Origin of the sequence: Williamsia muralis NBRC 105860, assembly GCF_001598915.1 — a bacterium.
Classification (GTDB): Bacteria; Actinomycetota; Actinomycetes; order Mycobacteriales; family Mycobacteriaceae; genus Williamsia; species Williamsia muralis.
In genome coordinates, this window is record NZ_BDAP01000001.1 from 754822 (window position 1) to 772181 (window position 17360).

Below are 17360 nucleotides of genomic sequence, written 5' to 3' on the forward strand. Positions count from 1 at the left end.
AACGGGGGGCCGGTCGGATCAGACCCCGCTGCGGTGAACTACGAGAATGCGCTTCATGATTCGCCAACCATAGTCCTCAGGATTTTGTCCTTGCAACCAGTTTGTCCTTCAAACGACGGGCAGCGTTACAGGGATCGTTCGAGGCGGTGATTGCGCGCACCACGACGATGCGGTCGGCGCCGGCGTCGAGTACCTCCGCGAGTCGCTGTTCGTCGATGCCGCCGATGGCGAACCAGGCCCGCGGCGATGCCAGTTCGGCGGTGGCACGCACGAGGTCGAGACCCGGTGCGAAGCGGCCCGGTTTGGTCGGGGTGGGCCAGCAGGGGCCCGTGCAGAAGTAGTCGACCCCCGGCTGCTCGGCCGCGGACGTCGCCTGCTGGACATCGTGGGTCGAACGGCCGATCACCACGTCGTCGCCCACGATGCGGCGGGCCAGATCCACCGGCAGGTCGTCCTGCCCCAGGTGCAGTACATCGGCGCCGCTCAACGCGGCGATGTCCGCTCGATCGTTCACGGCCAGCAGCGCGCCGTGGCGTGCGGTCACCTCGGCCAGTGCGCCGAGGAGATCGAGTTCTTGCGCGGCTTCGAGGGGCCCAAAGTCGCGTTCACCGGCCGACCCCTTGTCACGCAACTGGATGACGTCCACGCCGCCGGCCAGCGCGGCGTCCGCGAACTCGACGAGATCGCCGCGTTCACGCCGGGCGTCGGTGCAGAGGTAGAGCTGGGCGGTGGTCAGGCGATCGCGGGCATTCACGATCGCCGAATCTACCTTCTGCCCGAATCATGGCCCGGCCTCCTGGCCGAACCAGCGGGCTAGCCTCCTGGCCGAACCAACGGGCTGGCCTGCGGGCCGAACCGACGGAGTAGTCTGTCGGTCAGTACACACACGGGTGCCCGAGGGATGCGTCGGGCTGAGATCTGGGTCGCGAACCTGCCCATGACCGTTACACCTGATCCGGGTAATGCCGGCGAAGGAAGAAGGTGGGATGAAGTCTCTCGCAATCGTCGGTGGCGCCGTCATCGGTCTGGCATGCGCGGTCCGTGCCGCCGAATCAGGCTGGCAGGTAACCGTTTACGATCCAGGTCACCTCGAGCCGCAGCGCGGCGGCGGGCTCGTTTCCACTGCGGCATCTCGGGTGGCGGCCGGGATGCTGGGCATCGCGGGGGAGAGTCGCACCGGTGACGACGTCTACCTCGCGTTTGCCGAGCAGGCGATGTCGCGCTGGCCCGAGTTCGTCGACAGGCTGGGCGACGATCAGGTGGTCGCTGCCTCCTCGAGTCTGATGGTGGGTGTCGACAGCGCGGACGTCGGCGAGCTGGCCATGGTCGCCGAATGGCTGGCCCGACGCGGGCATCCGATAGAACCGTTGACCGGCAGGGAGATCCGTGCACTCGAGCCCGCGGTGTCGGGGCGGGTTCGCAGTGGATACCTGGCCCGGCGAGAGATGGCAGTGGACAATCGCCGCCTGCTGGCCGTGCTGGCCGACCGCGCGGCGACGTCGGGAGTACGGATCGAGACCACAACAGTCCACGACCTCGCGGAGATCTCCGCCGACCAGGTGCTGCTCGCCGCAGGTGTCGGGTCGGCCGCGCTCTGGACCGGGCTCCCGGTCTATCCGTCCAAGGGCGAAGTTCTGCGACTCGGATCCACGCCCGGCGCACTGCCGCCGCCGAAACACGTTGTGCGCGGCCGGGTCAACGGGCGGGCGGTGTACGTGGTGCCTCGGCCCGACGGCGTTGTCGTCGGGGCCACCCAGTACGACAGCGGGTTCGACCGGCGACCCGTGGCCGGTGGGGTGGCGGACCTGCTCACCGACGCCATCGAGCTCATGCCGTCATTGCGCGAGTACCACCTGCTCAGCGCCGAGGCGGGACTGCGTCCCGCAACACCCGACGGAATGCCACTCATCGGCAGGCTCGACGACCGGACGATCGTGGCGACGGGTCACGGTCGCAACGGGATCCTGATGTGCCCGGTCACCGCAGATCTGGTGGCAGACATCCTCTCCGGCAAGGAGATCGACCAACCAGCGACAGAACCAGGGAGATTCGCATGGCAACCGATGTAAACGTCAACGGCGACGACGTTCGGCTACCCGATGGGGCGACCGTGCTGACATTGCTCGACCAACTCGACCTTCCCCGTACCGGGGTCGCCGTTGCCGTCGACGGCGTGGTGCATCCGCAGTCCCGTTGGGCGCAAGAGCTGGGGCCTTGTGAGCGGATCGAGATCCTGACGGCGGTGCAGGGTGGCTGAACAGCTCACGGCACCTGACGAATTGACTCAGGCGGGTACCGCTGCCGACGACTCCCTGGTGATCGCGGGCCGCGAGTTCACGTCCCGGCTCATCACGGGCACCGGCGGCGCCGCCAACTTGGCGGTTCTCGAAGACGCGCTGGTCGTCTCCGGCACCGAGATGACGACGGTGGCCATGCGCAGGGTCGATTCCGGCGGACGCACCGGAGTGCTGGACCTGTTGCGCCGCTTGCAGATCGAGGTGTTGCCCAACACCGCCGGCTGCCGGACCGCCGCCGAGGCCGTGCTCACGGCCCAACTGGCCCGGGAGGCACTCGACACCAACTGGGTCAAGGTCGAGGTGGTCGGCGACGAACGGACCCTTCTCCCGGACGGACCCGAGTTGATCGAAGCGGTCGACCGTCTGGTCCAGGACGGGTTCGTGGTGTTGCCGTACACCAACGACGACCCGATCCTCTCGCGACGACTCGAAGATGCCGGGGCCGCCGCCGTGATGCCTCTCGGCTCACCGATCGGCACAGGGCTGGGCATCAGCAACCCACACAACATCGAGATGATCGTCGCGACTGCGGGCGTGCCGGTGATCCTGGATGCGGGCATCGGCACCGCGAGTGACGCGGCCCTGGCCATGGAGCTCGGTTGTGACGCGGTCTTGCTCGCTTCTGCGGTGACCAGGGCTGCCGATCCGGCCCGGATGGCTGCCGCGATGCGTTCGGCGGTGACCGCGGGCAGGCTGGCCCGCGGGGCCGGCCGGATCCCCAAGCGGTTCTGGGCACAGGCGTCGTCGCCGCAGCTCGACAGCTGAGACCGCCGGTGAAGATCAGTCACAAGGATGAGGTGGGCGGCGGTGCTGCTCTGGCACACTGAGGGCCATGATCAGAGTTCAGGGCCTGACGAAGGTCTATGGCAAGAACCAGGTGGTCAGCAACCTCACGTTTGACGTGAAACCAGGTGTGGTGACCGGTTTTCTGGGTCCCAACGGTGCCGGCAAATCCACCACCATGCGGATGATCCTGGGGCTCGACCGTCCCACCTCGGGTACCGCGACCATCAATGGGTTGCCGTACCGCGAGCTCAAGAGGCCGCTGACCCAGGTGGGCGCGCTGCTCGACGCCAAGTGGGTGCATCCGAACCGCACCGCCCGCAGCCACCTGCGGTGGATGGCCGCGTCCAACGGGATCCCGAACCACCGCGTCGACCAGGTGCTGGCCGACGTCGGACTCACCGAGGTGGCGGGCAAGAAAGCCGGAGGCTTCTCGCTCGGCATGTCCCAGCGCCTCGGGTTGGCGGGTGCACTGCTCGGCGACCCAGGTGTCCTGCTCTTCGACGAGCCGGTCAACGGCCTCGATCCCGAGGGCATCGTCTGGATCCGAAAGTTCATGCGGGCTCTGGCCGACCAGGGTCGCACCGTGTTGGTGTCGAGTCACCTGCTCACCGAGATGTCGCTCACCGCAGAACATCTGGTGGTGATCGGCCGCGGTCAGCTGATCGCGGATGCGTCTGTCAAGGACTTCACCAGCAGCGCGCAGGTCACCGTCCGCGTGCGTAGTCCCAAACTCGGCGAACTGCAGGCTGCGCTCGCCGCGGCCGGGCTGCGTTCGGTGCCGGTGGCCGACGACGGGGCAGGCCCGTCGCTGCGCCTGGAGAACGTCACCACCGACCAGGTCGGCGACATCGCTGCGGCCAACGGCATCGGTCTCCACGAGCTCTCGGGCAAGACCGCTTCGCTCGAGGAAGTCTTCATGTCGATGACCGCGGGCGCTGTCGAATATCACGGCAACGACGCGATGGCCTTTCCCGGACAACAACAATCGGTGGCCTCCTATCCTGCTCAGCAAGGTCAATTCGCTCCGCCGCCACCGGGGTGGGGTCCGCAACCAGGTGTGCAACCGCCGGCGGGCCAACCGGGTTACGCGCAACCGGGTCATCCGCAATCAGGTTGGGACGAATCGGGTCAGAATCAATTCGGGGGTAAAGCCTGATGCTCACCAACGCCGTAGCGGCAGAGCGCATCAAACTCGTCACCACCAAGTCGCCGTACTGGTGTGTCGGCATCGTCATCGTTCTCGGACTGGGACTGGCATTCCTCTTGGGGTGGGCCACCAATGCCGACAACACCTCGGACAGCGAAGTCAACGTCTCCGACTTCGTGGTCGGTACCACCGGATTCGGTGTCACGGTTCTCATGATCATGGCCGTGCTGGCGGTCACCAGTGAGTTCCGTTTCGGCACCATCCGGACGTCGTTCCAAGCGGTTCCGCAGCGTTACAACGTCCTGTTGGCAAAGGCGGCCGTATACGGCGGGCTGGCTGCGGCAGTCACGTTTGTGCTCACCCTCATCTCGGTTCCGATCGGCAAGGCGATGTCGGGTTCCGACGTCGACCTGCTCGGTTCCCACGCCATCCGGCTGTATTGGGGCGTTCCGCTGTACGCATTCCTGGCTGTGCTGATCGGGTTGGGTATCGGTGCACTGATCCGCCAGACGGCCGGCGCGATCGTTGTCCTGCTGGTCTGGAGCCTGGTGCTCGAGAACGTGCTGTCGGCGATCCCGAAGGTCCAGGACGTTGCCGGACCCCTCATGCCGTTCCTGAACGCCAACCACTTCATCGACGGCCGCGAACTTGGATTCGATTGGTACTGGAACGAATACGGGTCGCTGTTCTACTTCATGGTGATCACCGCGTTGGTCTTCGGTGCGGCGATCTACGTGACCGACCGCCGCGACGCCTGACCAGACGACGCCGAGGTCGCGCTAGACCTCGAGCCGCCAGAGCGGGTTGACCGGTCCGTGGCCTGCCCCCAAGGGGTAGGCCACGGACAGCGACTTGGTCACCCATGACTTCGCGAAACGGACGGCATCGGGTACCGAATAGCCGTGCGCCAGTGCGCAGGTGATGGCCGCCGCCAACGTGTCTCCGGCACCGTGGTCGTGGCCGGTGTCGATTCTCGGAGCGGTGAGCTCGATGAAGTCCGTACCGTCGAAGAGCAGATCCGGACTGTTCGGGTCCGACCGCAGATGACCGCCTTTGACCAGGGCCCACTGAGCACCCAGAGCGTGTAGCGCGCGTGCGGCCTTCTCCTGGGAGACCCGGTCGGTGACGTCGATTCCGGTGATGAGCCGCACCTCGTCCAGATTGGGCGTGATCAGTGTGGCAATCGGGATCAGTTTGCCGCGAAGCGAATCCATCGCCTCGCCGGCCAGGAGCTGGTCACCGTGCATCGACGCGCAGACCGGGTCGACCACCAGGGGGATGGCCCGTCCATGGCCCAGATCCAGCTCACCGGCCGCGCCCACCACCGCATCGATGATCTCGCCAGAAGCGAGCATGCCGGTCTTGGCCGCCCCTATCCCGATGTCGGTGATCACCGACCGCATCTGGTCGGCCACGACAGTTGGCGGAATCGGATGGAAACCGCTGACGCCCAGCGAGTTCTGAACCGTCACCGCGGCGACGGCCACCGTGGCATGCACTCCGCACAGGGCCATCGTCCGCAGGTCGGCGTTGATGCCTGCGCCACCGCCGGAGTCGGTTCCGGCGATGGTCATCACTCGAATGGGTGTCTGCCCCAGAGGTACCCGGGGTAGAAGCTGCACGGCGTCGGTCATGGTGTCGAAAGTACGGGACCCACACCGGCTGCGGGCGCTGAACTGGCCTCGGTGAGCGGCAGGTACACCGCCGCACCTTTCTCCACGAACTCGGCCGATTTGGCCGCCATGTCCGCGGCCAGCTTGCGGTCGATGTCGTCCTGGGTCACCAGGTTGTGCTCTTCGGCGTATGCCCGGACATCCGCGGAAATCCGCATCGAGCAGAACTTCGGGCCGCACATCGAACAGAAGTGGGCCGTCTTCGCGGGCTCGGCGGGCATCGTCTCATCGTGGTACTCGACGGCGGTGTCGGGGTCGAGGGCCAGGTTGAACTGGTCGTTCCAGCGGAACTCGAAACGCGCCCGCGAAAGTGCGTCGTCGCGTTCCTGCGCGCGCGGATGAGCCTTGGCCAGATCGGCTGCGTGCGCGGCGATCTTGTAGGTGATCACCCCGACCTTCACATCGTCGCGATTGGGAAGTCCCAGATGCTCTTTCGGGGTCACGTAGCAGAGCATCGCAGTACCGGCCTGTGCGATCATCGCCGCGCCGATCGCCGAGGTGATGTGGTCGTATGCGGGGGCGATGTCGGTGGCGAGTGGGCCCAGCGTGTAGAACGGCGCCTCCTCGCACAACTCCTCCTCGAGGCGGACGTTCTCGACGATCTTGTGCATGGGGATGTGCCCGGGGCCCTCGATCATCACCTGTACGCCATGCGATTTCGCGATCTTGGTGAGTTCGCCCAGCGTGCGCAGTTCGGCGAACTGGGCGGCGTCGTTGGCGTCGGCGATCGAGCCCGGCCGCAGACCGTCTCCGAGGGAGAATGTGATGTCGTAGCGGGCGAAGATCTCGCACAGCTCTTCGAAGTGGGTGTAGAGGAAGGACTCCTCGTGGTGGGCCAGACACCAGGCAGCCATGATGGACCCCCCTCGCGACACGATGCCGGTGACCCGGTTCGCGGCGAGCGGCACGTAACGCAGCAACACGCCGGCGTGGACCGTCATGTAGTCCACACCCTGTTCGGCCTGCTCGATCACGGTGTCGCGGTAGGCTTCCCACGTCAGCTTGACCGGGTCGCCGTTCACCTTCTCGAGGGCTTGGTAGATCGGCACCGTGCCCACCGGCACCGGCGAGTTGCGCATGATCCACTCGCGGGTGGCGTGGATGTCCTTGCCGGTGGAGAGGTCCATGATGGTGTCAGCACCCCACCGGGTGGCCCAGACCATCTTCTCCACCTCTTCGGCGATCGACGAGCTGACCGCCGAGTTGCCGATGTTCGCGTTGACCTTGACGGTGAACGCCTTGCCGATGATCATCGGCTCGCACTCCGGGTGGCGATGGTTGGCCGGGATGACTGCTCGGCCGATCGCGACCTCGGACCGCACGAACTCGGGATCCATCTGCTCACGAGCGGCGATGAAGCGCATCTCGTCTGTGATCAAACCTGCTCTTGCCCAGGCGAGTTGGGTGCTGGCGCCGTCCACCGGCCCGGGCCGGTTCCAGCTGTCGCGGATCTTGGGCAGACCGACTTCGAGGTCGAACTCGGGATTGTGCTCGGTGTACGGGCCGGAGGTGTCGTACAGGTCGAGGTGTTCACCGTTCGACAGGTGCACCCGCCGCCCGGGTACCCGCAGATGATCGATCTGCTGGTAGGTCTTGGAGCTTCCGCGGATCGGGCCCGTGGTCACAGAATTTACGGCGTCAACCATTTTTCTCCCTACGCCGGCATTACCCGGTCAGGTTCATCCGGTCGACGGCCGCCTGCCGTCATCTCAGCCCTCGGATCGCGAGAGCCCCCGTGCTTTTCTATTGTCCAAGGGCAGCTTACGCCGCTCGTCAAGTCAGCTGCAGCAGCAACGCGCGTTTGTCGATCTTCCCGACCGCGGTCACCGGCAGACCGGCGACCACCTCGAGCTGGTCGGGTTGCTTGAACGTCGCCAGCCCACGGTCGGCGAGGAACTGCCGGATGGTCGGGAGATCAGGCGCCGGGCCGTCGGCGACGATGACGGCGCAGATGCGTTCGCCGAGAGAGTCGTCGGGAACCCCGATGACCGCTGCCTGCCGAATGTTGTTGTGGGCGACAAGGTTCTCTTCCACATCGTCGGCCGCGACGTTCTCGCCGCCGCGGACGATGGTGTCCTTGATGCGGCCGGTGACGATGAGATGGCCCGAGGCCAGTCTCCGCACACGATCACCGCTGCAGTAGAAGCCGTCGTCGGTGAACGACCGCCGGCCCTGCTCGCCGGCGCGGTAGTAGCCGCGGATGGTGTACGGACCGCGCACCAGCAATTCACCTTCCGTGCCGTCAGGGACTTCATCGCCGTTCTCGTCCACCACGCGCAATTCGTCGTGGTCGCTCATCGGGCGACCCTGGGTGCGGGTGACCGTTTGTTCGTCGTCGGTGAACCGGGTGTAACAGATCAGCCCCTCGGCCATCCCGAACACCTGCTGCACCGCGCCGCCGAACGCCGCGTTCGCTGCGATCGCGTCGGATTCGGCGATCTTGGCCCCGCCCACCTGCAGCAGCCGCAGTGACGAGACGTCGGCGGGTTCCCATTCGGTCGCGGCGGTCCAGACCTGGGCCAACGCGGGTACGAGTGCCACCGCGGTGACCCGGTACTTCTCGATCAGGTCGAAGGTGTGGTCGGGAGAGGGGTTGTCGGTGAACACCGCGTGGCCACCGACGGAGATGATGCCGAGCAGCCCTGGGCAGGCCAGCGGGAAGTTGTGTGCGGCGGGAAGCGCCACGAGGTAGGTGTCGGAGGAGGTCCACCCGGCCACCTCGGCGCTGAGTTCGGCGTTGTACCGGTAGTCGTTGTGGGTGCGCGGGATCAGTTTGGGCAGACCTGTGGTGCCACCGGACACCAGGAAGAGTGCGGGGCTGTCGGGATCGGGGGTGGGAACAACCTCGAGGCAGCTCGGGTCGCCCTGTGGCGGTGCGGCCTCGCAACCCCGGTCACCGTCGACGAAGACCGCGCGGATGGTGTCGACGCGCCCGCGCAGCTGGTGGGCCAGGTCGCGGTAGTCGTACCCGCCGGCGTGTCCGTGGCAGACATAGGCAACCGCCCCGGCCGTCTGAGCCAGATGGGCGATCTCGTTGATGCGGTGGGCGGGCAGAGTCATCACGGGCGCGATTCCGGCTCGCAGCATGCCGAAGAAGTTGACCGCAAAATCCACCGAGTTCCGGTTCTGCAGCACCACGCGTTCGCCAGGGCGCAGGCCGGCCTCGACGAACCCGGCCGCACGCCGGGCCGACGAGTCGGCGAGGTCGCGATAGCTCAGCGTGCGGGTGATGTCGGAGACGGCGGGTGCATCCGGTGCGGCATCGGCCTGGTCCCACAACATCCGCCAGAGGGGTGTCTCTCGCCACAGGCCCAGTTCCCGGTACCGCGTCGCGGCCGTCGGGGGGTGGGGTGTGAAACCGCTCGTGAGGTCGCTGTCATCGTGCATCACAGACATGGTGGTGATCGTAGACTTGGCCCAGATCAGTTGGTTAGGCTAGCCTCAAGCGCGAGAGTTAGCCCATCCTAAGTCCGCGGTTGCTGGGATCATTGGGGCACGGACGAACTTTCGATCGACAAGACGCCTGACAAGTCCGTGGGCCACTGGGGTCCACACGTGGTGCGGGTGAGTAGAGGATGCCATGAGCAGCAGAGCATTTGCCGGGGCGATCGCGTGACCGCGACCATCGACACCAACAGTGACAACAAGGGCGGCGACAACAAGGGCGGCGACAACAAGGGCGGCGACGAGTCCGGGGCGCTCCACGGGGACCTCGGTGCCGCACAGATCTGTGCGGCCTGGGCGCAGGCGGATGTCGCCGACGACTACGTCGTGTACGAACGCGAGAATCGCTGGGTTTTCGCCGGGGGACAGCGGGCCAGCGTGGTGCTCACCACCGACGAGGTGGTCACGACGATCGGGACCGAGTCGACGTCACAAGCTTGGTCGGGCCTACCTGCCGGCGCGATCTCCGCAGCGCTCGCCGGGCTGCCCTTCCCGCATTGGCGTGTCTACGGATGGATCGCGTTCGACTTCTGCGCGCCGGGTCTCGGTGCCGGCGATCACCTCACCGCAGGCAGCGTGCTCGCCCACCTCGTTGTGCCCGAGTTCGAGGCATGGGTGGAACCCGACGGCATCCGGGTGGAGGGTGGCGGCGACGAATTGGCCGAGAGACTGCGCGAGATGGCGGCCCGTGCGCCGCATTCTCACCCGGTCTCGCCCAGTCCCTTGCCTGTCGACGACGACCCGTCGGACTACCGGGGTCGCGTGGCGAAGGCGGTCGCGGAGATCCATCGCGGTGACTACGAGAAGGTGATCATCTCGCGAGGGGTCGATGTCCCCTTCGACGTCGACATCGCCGCCACCTACAGCGAAGGCCGGAAGAAGAACAACCCTGCTCGTTCGTTCCTGCTTCGGCTCGGTGGTCTCGAAGCTGCGGGTTTCAGCCCGGAGCTCGTCGGATCGGTTGATGCCAATCGCCGGATCGTCACCGAACCACTGGCGGGCACACGCGCATTCGGCAGGTCTCCCGAACTCGACGCAGCCGCTCGTGCCGAGCTCGTGTCGGATTCGAAAGAGATTGTGGAACACGCGGTTTCGGTACGTACCTCGTTCACCGAGGTGCAGTCGGTGGCGCTGCCCGGCACCACCGCGGTGACCGAGTTCATGGTGGTCCGCGAACGGGGCAGTGTTCAGCACCTCGCTTCGACCGTGCAGGGAACGCTGGCGCCGGAGTTCGGACCCTGGGATGCGCTCGAGGTGCTCTTTCCTTCGGTCACCGCCTCTGGTATCCCGAAACCTGCTGCGGTGGATGCGATCTACCGCCTGGAGGACACCAGGCGCGGGCTGTACTCGGGAGCGGTTCTGACCGCCTCGTCCGAAGGCGAGCTCGAGGCGGCACTGGCTTTGCGCACCGTCTTCCGGGAAGGCAGCCGGTCCTGGGTGCGCGCCGGTGCCGGCATTGTCGGCCAGTCGTCTCCCGAGCGGGAATTCATCGAGACGTGTGAGAAGTTGGGGAGCATCGCGCCCTATCTCGTCGAACGCACATCCGACGACCGCTGAGCCGTGTGATGAACGACGGTACCGAGCCCACTGACAAGGTCGGCCTCGATGAGATCCGCCGGCAGATCGCCGAGCAACTCGGGTGCTCTCCGGAGACCATCGACGACGACGCCGACCTGATCGGACTGGGTCTCGATTCGATCCGGATGATGAAGATCGCGGGTGGCTGGCGCAAACGGGGCCACAACGTGAACTTCGCGCAGCTGGCCGAGGCCCCATCGGTTGCCGCCTGGGCGAACCTCATCGGTGGGCACCCGGAATCGGAGCGGTCACAGGCAGGCGGGGTGTCGATTCCTCCGTCGACGCAAGAACATCCGGCATCGCCGGATGCCCCGCACGAGGCGCTCGCCGAATCGGGACCCTTCCCGTTGGCGCCGATGCAGCATGCCTATTGGATCGGCCGCTCCGAAGGTCAGGACCTGGGCGGTGTCGCGGCCCACCTCTACGTCGAGTTCGACGGAGCCGATGTGGACCCGTCACGGCTCCGAGAAGCCGTTGCACATCTGGTCGCGGCGCATCCGATGCTTCGGGTACAGATCCTGTCCGACGGTACGCAGCGCGTGCTGGCCGAACCCGGCCGCGAGGTGTTCGGCGTCGTGGATCTCAGATCGACCGACGATGCGCAGGTCGAGCAGACCCTGAACGAACTGCGGCAGAACAAGTCTCACCAGATGCTGCCGATCGAAGAAGGTCAGGTCCTCGACATCACCCTGACCCTGTTGCCAGACGGCAGGACGCGACTTCACGTCGATGTCGACATGATCGCCGGTGACGCGATGAGTTACCGGACGATGCTGGCCGACCTGGCTGCGGCCTATCACGGCCGTTCACTACCTGCCGTCGAGTTCACCTACCGGGACTACCTCGCCTGGCGCGGCGAACACCCGGACGTCAATCGTGATCGCGATCAGCAGTGGTGGGTGAATCGGCTTGATGAATTACCCTCGGCCCCAGTGCTTCCGCTGGTGCCGCGGTCGCAGCGAACCGACGAACACCGGGTGGTGCGTCATCACCACTGGATCGACGCGGCCGCCAAGGAGACCCTCATCGCGGCAGCGCACGAGCGCGGCGTGACGGTGGCCATGGCTCTGGCGTCGGTGTTCGCCGAGTCGATCGCGCGGTGGTCCAGTTCGCCCCGATTCCTGCTGAATCTTCCCCTGTTCCAACGCGAGGCCGTACATCCCGACGCCGATCGGCTGATCGGCGACTTCACCACCTCGGTCCTGCTCGACGTCGACGCCTCTGCCCACTCATCCATTCTCGACCGCGCCCGCGCGTTGCAGAAAGTGATGCACGCGAACGGGTCTCATGCCTCCTACAGCGGGCTCGAGGTACTGCGCGACCTGGGTCGCCATCGCGGAGAACAGGTGCTCGCGCCGGTGGTGTACACCAGCGCACTCAATCTCGGTGAGCTGTTCGACGACGATGTGGTGCACACCTTCGGCGATCCCGAGTGGATCGTCTCGCAGGGCCCGCAGGTCCTGCTCGATGCGCAGGTCACCGAGGTGCGGGGCGGACTACTGCTGAACTGGGACGTGCGTGAATCTGCGTTCTCTCCAGGGGTCATCGACGCGATGTTCACCCAGTACCGTGTCGCGGTCGACAGGCTCACCCTCTCGAAGGCGGCCTGGGAGGCCGACACCACACCGCAGCTTCCCCTCGATCAGCGTGCGGTGCGCGACAGGGTCAACGCGACCGACCACCCGACCAGCGAACAGGTGCTGCACGAGGGCTTCTTCTCGTGGGCGGCAAGGACTCCGGAGGCTGCAGCCATCCGGTTCGGCACCGAGGGCCTGTTGACCTATCGTGAGGTCGGCGCAGCAGCTCTCGCTGTCGCGGGGGCGCTGCACCAGGCGGGTGTCAAGCCGGGTCAGGCTGTCGCGGTACAGCTTCCGAAAGGCCCCGAACAGGTCATCGCCACCCTGGGCATCCTCGCGGCCGGTGCCTCGTACGTACCGGTGGGTCACGACCAACCCGCGGCGCGGCGAGCGCACATCCTTACTGCCGGACAGGTTGTTGCCTGGGTGGGTGCCACTCCCGATCCCCACCTGCCGACCGGCCTCACAGCGCTCACCTACACCGACGCCGCACAGTGTCCGGCCCCTCTTGCAGAGGCAGTGATCCCGGACCGCGAGTCCGTCGCGTACGTGTTGTTCACCTCCGGATCCACCGGGATCCCCAAAGGGGTCGAGGTGCCACACCGGGCGGTCATGAACACCATCGACGACCTGCATCACCGCTTCGGTGTGACTGCCGCCGACAGCGCCCTGCTGGTCTCCAACCTCGAGTTCGATCTGTCGATCTACGACATCTTCGGACTGTGGGGTGTCGGCGGCACAGTTGTCACGATGACGGACGCCGAGCGCACCGATCCCGACGTCTGGAAGGCACTGATCGAGCGTCATTCGATCACGCTGCTCGCATGCGTACCCAGCCTGCTCGACATGCTGCTCAACGCCACACCCGCCGGCAGCACCGCGCTCGCGTCGGTGCGCGCGGTGTTCCTCGGTGGCGATTGGGTCGGCGTCGACCTGCCCCGCCGCATGACGGCGCTGGCACCGGGCGTTCGGGTTGCCGGTCTCGGTGGTACCACCGAGACGGCCATCCACGCCACGATCTGCGAGACGGTGGACCCGCCTGATCATTGGGCCGCAGTGCCGTACGGAACACCGCTGAACAATGTGCAGTGCCGGGTTGTCGACGCCACGGGCAACGACTGCCCGGACTGGGTGGCAGGCGAACTGTGGATCGGTGGAGCCGGGGTCGCGCACGGATATCGCGGCGACCCCGAACGCACCGCCGACCGCTTTGTGCGCCACCACGGCCAGAACTGGTATCGCACCGGCGATCTGGCGCGCTACTGGCCCGACGGCTGCCTGGAGTTTCTCGGACGTGCCGACCATCAGGTGAAGATCCGCGGCTACCGGGTGGAACTGGGTGAGGTCGAAGGCGCGCTCCGGTTGCTGCCAGGGGTGCACCGTGCGGTGGCGTCGGTGCTCACGGGCGCAGCTCCCACGTTGGTGGCCGCCGTCTCGCCGGAGTTCGGTGCCTCGCTGCAGCGGGAGGCCGTGCTGGACGGTCTTCGGGAGTTGCTGCCCGGGTACATGATCCCTGTACAGTTGCTTATCCTGGAAGCGATGCCGATCACCGGCGTCGGGAAACTCGATCGCCGTGCGGTGCACACGATGTTCGACATCGAGGACACCAACTCGGAGTTCGAGCCGGCTCGGTCCGCACTCGAGCGCGCGCTCGCCCACATCGTCGGCGAGCTCGTCGGGGCCGACCGGGTCGGGCGAGACGACGACTTCTTCGCTCTCGGTGGGGACTCGGTGCTCGCGACCACACTGGTCGCTCGTGTCCGCGAGTGGCTGGATGCTCCGAATGCGGTTGTCGCCGATGTGTTCTCGGGACGGACGGTTGCGTCGATCGCCGAGAGGCTGATGGCCTCGGACCCTGTCGTCGGCCGCCTCGAGCAGGTTGCGGACATGTACCTCGAGGTCATCGCCATGGGTGACGACGAACTTGCGGACCTGGTGACCGAATGAGCGGTACGGGCGGGTCGGACCGGCTGACGGGACCAGTGCAGACCCTTCTGGTCATCGGGGCCGGACCGAAAGCGCTTGCTGTCGCGGCCAAAGCGACGGTGATGCGGGAGCTCGGCCTGCCGGCGCCGCGTGTCCTGGCGGTGGAATCGCATGCCGTCGGCGCCAACTGGCAAGCCGGGGGTGGATGGACCGACGGTCGGCATCGACTGGGCACGAGCCCGGAAAAGGACATCGGATTTCCGTACCGTTCCAATATCGCTCGCGGGCACAACCACGAGATCAACACGCGGATGATGGCTTACAGCTGGACGTCGTATCTCATCGATCGGGGCACCTACTCGGAATGGATCGATCGGGGCAGACCGGCACCTCCGCACAGCACATGGGCGAAGTATCTGCAGTGGGTGGCGAGCAAGGTCGACCTGGAGGTGGTGCTCGGGACGGCGCGCAAGATCTCGGCCGATGGCCCCGGCTGGAGTGTCGAGGTGTCGGGAGTTGATGGCTCGATACAGGAGATCTCCGCTGACGCGCTGATGATCTCCGGCCCGGGCCGCAGCGATCGAGCCCTGGCCCGGCACCCACGGGTACTGAGCATCGCCGAGTTCTGGAACCTGGCCGGCCGCAGGGAAATTCCCGCATCGTCTCGGGCCGCCGTGATCGGCGGTGGCGAGACCGCCGGGTCTGCACTGGACGAACTGGTTCGGCACGACGCGATGACGATCTCCGTCATCTCGCCGATGGCCACGATCTACACCCGCGGAGAGAGCTTCTTCGAGAACGCGTTGTTCAGCGACCCGTCGAAGTGGGCGGCGCTCAGCACTGCCGAGAGACGCGACGTGATCCGCCGCACCGACCGCGGAGTGTTCTCGGTTCGCGTGCAGGAGAACCTGATCAGCGACGCCCGAGTCCATCACCTGCAGGGAAGAGTGGTGCGGGTGGTGGAGCAAGGGCAGTCGGTGGCGGTGACACTGCACAACGAACTGCGTTCGGACCAGGCGCACACCTTCGACCTCGTGGTGGACGCCACGGGTGGACAGCCCCTGTGGTTCATGGAGCTGTTCGATCCGGCCACCACAGACCTCATCGAACTCGCGATCGGTTGGCCGATCGATCAAGAACGGCTGGAACTGTCCATCGGCTACGACCTCTCGGTCACCGGTCTGCTCCCCAAGCTGTATCTGCCGAATCTGGCCGGATTCGCTCAGGGCCCCGGTTTTCCGAATCTCAGTTGTCTGGGAGAGCTGTCCAATCGTCTGCTGCGCGCGCCCGAGAAGGTGTCACCGGGCCGGCGAGCCCAGGCGGGCTACGGGCGTAGGTGACCGACGGGCCGACGTCGGGGAGCGGGGTCAGGGCCGGCTGAGCGAGTGCAGCGCAATACGGCGACCGGGACGCACGTCGAACTCGCCGAGATCGCGGTAGCCCTTCTTCGCCAGGGCCCTGCGCATGTAGGCGTTTCGGTGATCGGGGTCCACAAAAATACTGTGGCACAACGGGTCTGCTGCCCAGATCGCCTCCGCGAGCCGTTCCATCCAGGTCGACATCACACCTCGGCCGAGGAGGTCGGTCCGTGCAGTTGCGATGTGAAAGCCCATGTCGCGGGGCGCAGCTGGATACACCTTGGCGTTCTCGTCGCGGGCCGGGCGGTACAGCTCCACGTACGCCACCTCGGTCATCGCCTCACCGGAGACTCCGAATGCGGCGAGATCGGCACTCACGATGCACGGGCGCGAGTAGTCGCCGGCAAGGCGTGCCGCCGAGTCTGCTCGCCACTGCGCAGCCGACCATGGCTGTTCCCAGGTCTCCACCAGGTGCGGCAGCGACATCCACGCGGCGAGCATCTCCGGGTCGGAGCCGTCGGGGTCGACGAGGCGCAACGCGAACGGCGGATCGAAGTCGGGCACCACCGGCGGTGGGGCCGCCCGGACATCGTCACCGACGTCGGTGAGTTCACGTTTGAGGACATGCGAGGTCACGTCGGTCGTGCTCCGTTCAGTTCAGCCGGACGCAAGTAGGGTAGCCTAACCAAGGAGTTCCGGCCTTCGGGTACCGGGAACCGACCTCTGGCCGCCGGAAGAGCAGCGCTTCTGGCCGCCCGGGGTGTCGGCCCATGGCCGCCCAGAATGAAGGAGCAGTACCTAGATGTCACGCGACCTCGGATGGATCCGGCAGTTCCATCAGCCCACGTCCCCGGCGAATCCGCCTCTGTTGATCTTTCCTCACGCGGGCAGCGGGGCATCGACCTACCGGGCGTTCTCCAAAGAACTCAGTGCCTCCTTCGACGTGATCGTCTTCCAATATCCGGGACGGCAGGACCGCGCACGGGAGGCGCCGGCCGAGACATTGCCCGATCTTGCTGCGGGTGCCTTTGCAGAGTTCGTCGGATCGAGATGGAACCGGCAGGCAGCGATCACCGTGTTCGGCCACAGCATGGGTGCTGTCACTGCTTTCGAGTTCGTCCGTCTGGCCGAAGCCCGCGGCATCGACGTGCGATTGCTCGGGGTGTCGGCGGCGGTGGCGCCGTCGCAGGTTGCGGACCTGCCTCCTCATCCGACGGGGGACGAGGAATTGCTCGAGCACCTCTCGGCGCTGAACGGCACCGGTGGTGACGTGCTGGCGAGTGCGGATGTGATGCGGATGGCGTTGCCTGTCATGAAGATCGACTACAGCGCCTTCGATGCCTACTCCTGCGGCACCGAGGTGACGGTCGCGGCCCCGATCCGCGCCATGGGGGGCGCGGAGGACCCCTTCATCACCCCCGGACAACTGCACGGCTGGGGCACACACACCACCGGTTCGGTGGATGTGACCGTCTTCGACGGCGGGCATTTCTATCTCGACGAGAACCGTGACGATGTCGCCGAGTTGCTCGTCGCCGAACCCGCGGCAGCACAACAATCGATCCAGCGGTAGC

At 66.3% G+C, this 17360-nt stretch carries 14 protein-coding genes and 1 riboswitch; of the genes, 9 read left to right on the forward strand and 5 right to left on the reverse strand.

Annotated elements, in window-relative coordinates:
- Nucleotides 1–76: 76 nt before the first annotated feature.
- Entirely contained in the window at nt 77–757 is a 681-nt protein-coding gene (gene thiE, locus WIMU1_RS03740) for a thiamine phosphate synthase (protein ID WP_062795170.1), read from the reverse strand.
- Nucleotides 758–876: 119 nt separating this feature from the next.
- A riboswitch (TPP riboswitch) is annotated at nt 877–996 on the forward strand.
- Here thiE and thiO point away from each other — a divergent pair.
- The 5 genes from thiO to WIMU1_RS03765 all read left to right on the forward strand — a co-directional run bounded on the left by thiO (nt 987) and on the right by WIMU1_RS03765 (nt 4988).
- The gene (gene thiO / locus WIMU1_RS03745; protein WP_062795171.1) at nt 987–2069 is read left to right on the forward strand and encodes a glycine oxidase ThiO; all 1083 of its coding nucleotides are present in this window, start codon (nt 987–989) and stop codon (nt 2067–2069) included. (Overlaps the previous riboswitch by 10 nt.)
- A complete protein-coding gene (gene thiS / locus WIMU1_RS03750; RefSeq protein WP_023956287.1) occupies nt 2054–2257 on the forward strand; it encodes a sulfur carrier protein ThiS in 204 nt (67 codons plus the stop codon). The genes thiO and thiS overlap by 16 nt, the downstream gene beginning before the upstream one ends.
- A complete protein-coding gene (locus tag WIMU1_RS03755) occupies nt 2250–3062 on the forward strand; it encodes a thiazole synthase (RefSeq protein ID WP_371850278.1) in 813 nt (270 codons plus the stop codon). The genes thiS and WIMU1_RS03755 overlap by 8 nt, the downstream gene beginning before the upstream one ends.
- A gap of 67 nt (nt 3063–3129) precedes the next feature.
- Nucleotides 3130–4239, forward strand: coding sequence for an ABC transporter ATP-binding protein (locus WIMU1_RS03760; protein WP_062795172.1), 1110 nt, complete (start codon nt 3130–3132; stop codon nt 4237–4239).
- Nucleotides 4239–4988: an ABC transporter permease gene (locus WIMU1_RS03765; RefSeq protein WP_062795173.1), complete on the forward strand. Its 750-nt coding sequence runs from the start codon at nt 4239–4241 to the stop codon at nt 4986–4988. The genes WIMU1_RS03760 and WIMU1_RS03765 overlap by 1 nt, the downstream gene beginning before the upstream one ends.
- 21 nt (nt 4989–5009) lie before the next feature.
- On the opposite strand, the gene thiD is transcribed toward WIMU1_RS03765, so the two are convergent.
- The 3 genes from thiD to WIMU1_RS03780 form a co-directional block, all read right to left on the reverse strand.
- The gene (gene thiD / locus WIMU1_RS03770; RefSeq protein WP_062795811.1) at nt 5010–5852 is read right to left on the reverse strand and encodes a bifunctional hydroxymethylpyrimidine kinase/phosphomethylpyrimidine kinase; all 843 of its coding nucleotides are present in this window, start codon (nt 5850–5852) and stop codon (nt 5010–5012) included.
- Between the two features lie 8 nt (nt 5853–5860).
- Nucleotides 5861–7549 carry a phosphomethylpyrimidine synthase ThiC gene (gene thiC, locus WIMU1_RS03775; RefSeq protein WP_062795174.1) on the reverse strand — a complete coding sequence of 563 codons (1689 nt, stop codon included), beginning with the start codon at nt 7547–7549 and terminating at the stop codon, nt 5861–5863.
- Nucleotides 7550–7676: 127 nt separating this feature from the next.
- Entirely contained in the window at nt 7677–9290 is a 1614-nt protein-coding gene (locus WIMU1_RS03780; RefSeq protein WP_371850283.1) for a (2,3-dihydroxybenzoyl)adenylate synthase, read from the reverse strand.
- A gap of 339 nt (nt 9291–9629) precedes the next feature.
- Here WIMU1_RS03780 and WIMU1_RS03785 point away from each other — a divergent pair, with 339 nt between their 5' ends.
- The 3 genes from WIMU1_RS03785 to WIMU1_RS03795 are packed head-to-tail and all read left to right on the forward strand — an operon-like array spanning nt 9630 to nt 15768.
- Nucleotides 9630–10904 (forward strand): salicylate synthase, encoded by a 1275-nt coding sequence (locus tag WIMU1_RS03785; protein ID WP_062795813.1) that lies wholly within the window; start codon nt 9630–9632, stop codon nt 10902–10904.
- Nucleotides 10905–10912: 8 nt separating this feature from the next.
- The gene (locus WIMU1_RS03790; protein ID WP_062795176.1) at nt 10913–14449 is read left to right on the forward strand and encodes a non-ribosomal peptide synthetase; all 3537 of its coding nucleotides are present in this window, start codon (nt 10913–10915) and stop codon (nt 14447–14449) included.
- Nucleotides 14446–15768, forward strand: coding sequence for a SidA/IucD/PvdA family monooxygenase (locus WIMU1_RS03795; protein WP_062795177.1), 1323 nt, complete (start codon nt 14446–14448; stop codon nt 15766–15768). Before WIMU1_RS03790 ends, WIMU1_RS03795 begins: the two co-directional genes overlap by 4 nt.
- Nucleotides 15769–15795: 27 nt before the next feature.
- On the opposite strand, the gene WIMU1_RS03800 is transcribed toward WIMU1_RS03795, so the two are convergent.
- Nucleotides 15796–16422, reverse strand: coding sequence for a GNAT family N-acetyltransferase (locus tag WIMU1_RS03800; protein WP_062795178.1), 627 nt, complete (start codon nt 16420–16422; stop codon nt 15796–15798).
- A 166-nt stretch (nt 16423–16588) separates the two neighbouring features.
- Here WIMU1_RS03800 and WIMU1_RS03805 point away from each other — a divergent pair, with 166 nt between their 5' ends.
- Nucleotides 16589–17359: a thioesterase II family protein gene (locus tag WIMU1_RS03805; RefSeq protein ID WP_062795179.1), complete on the forward strand. Its 771-nt coding sequence runs from the start codon at nt 16589–16591 to the stop codon at nt 17357–17359.
- Nucleotide 17360: the final 1 nt, after the last annotated feature.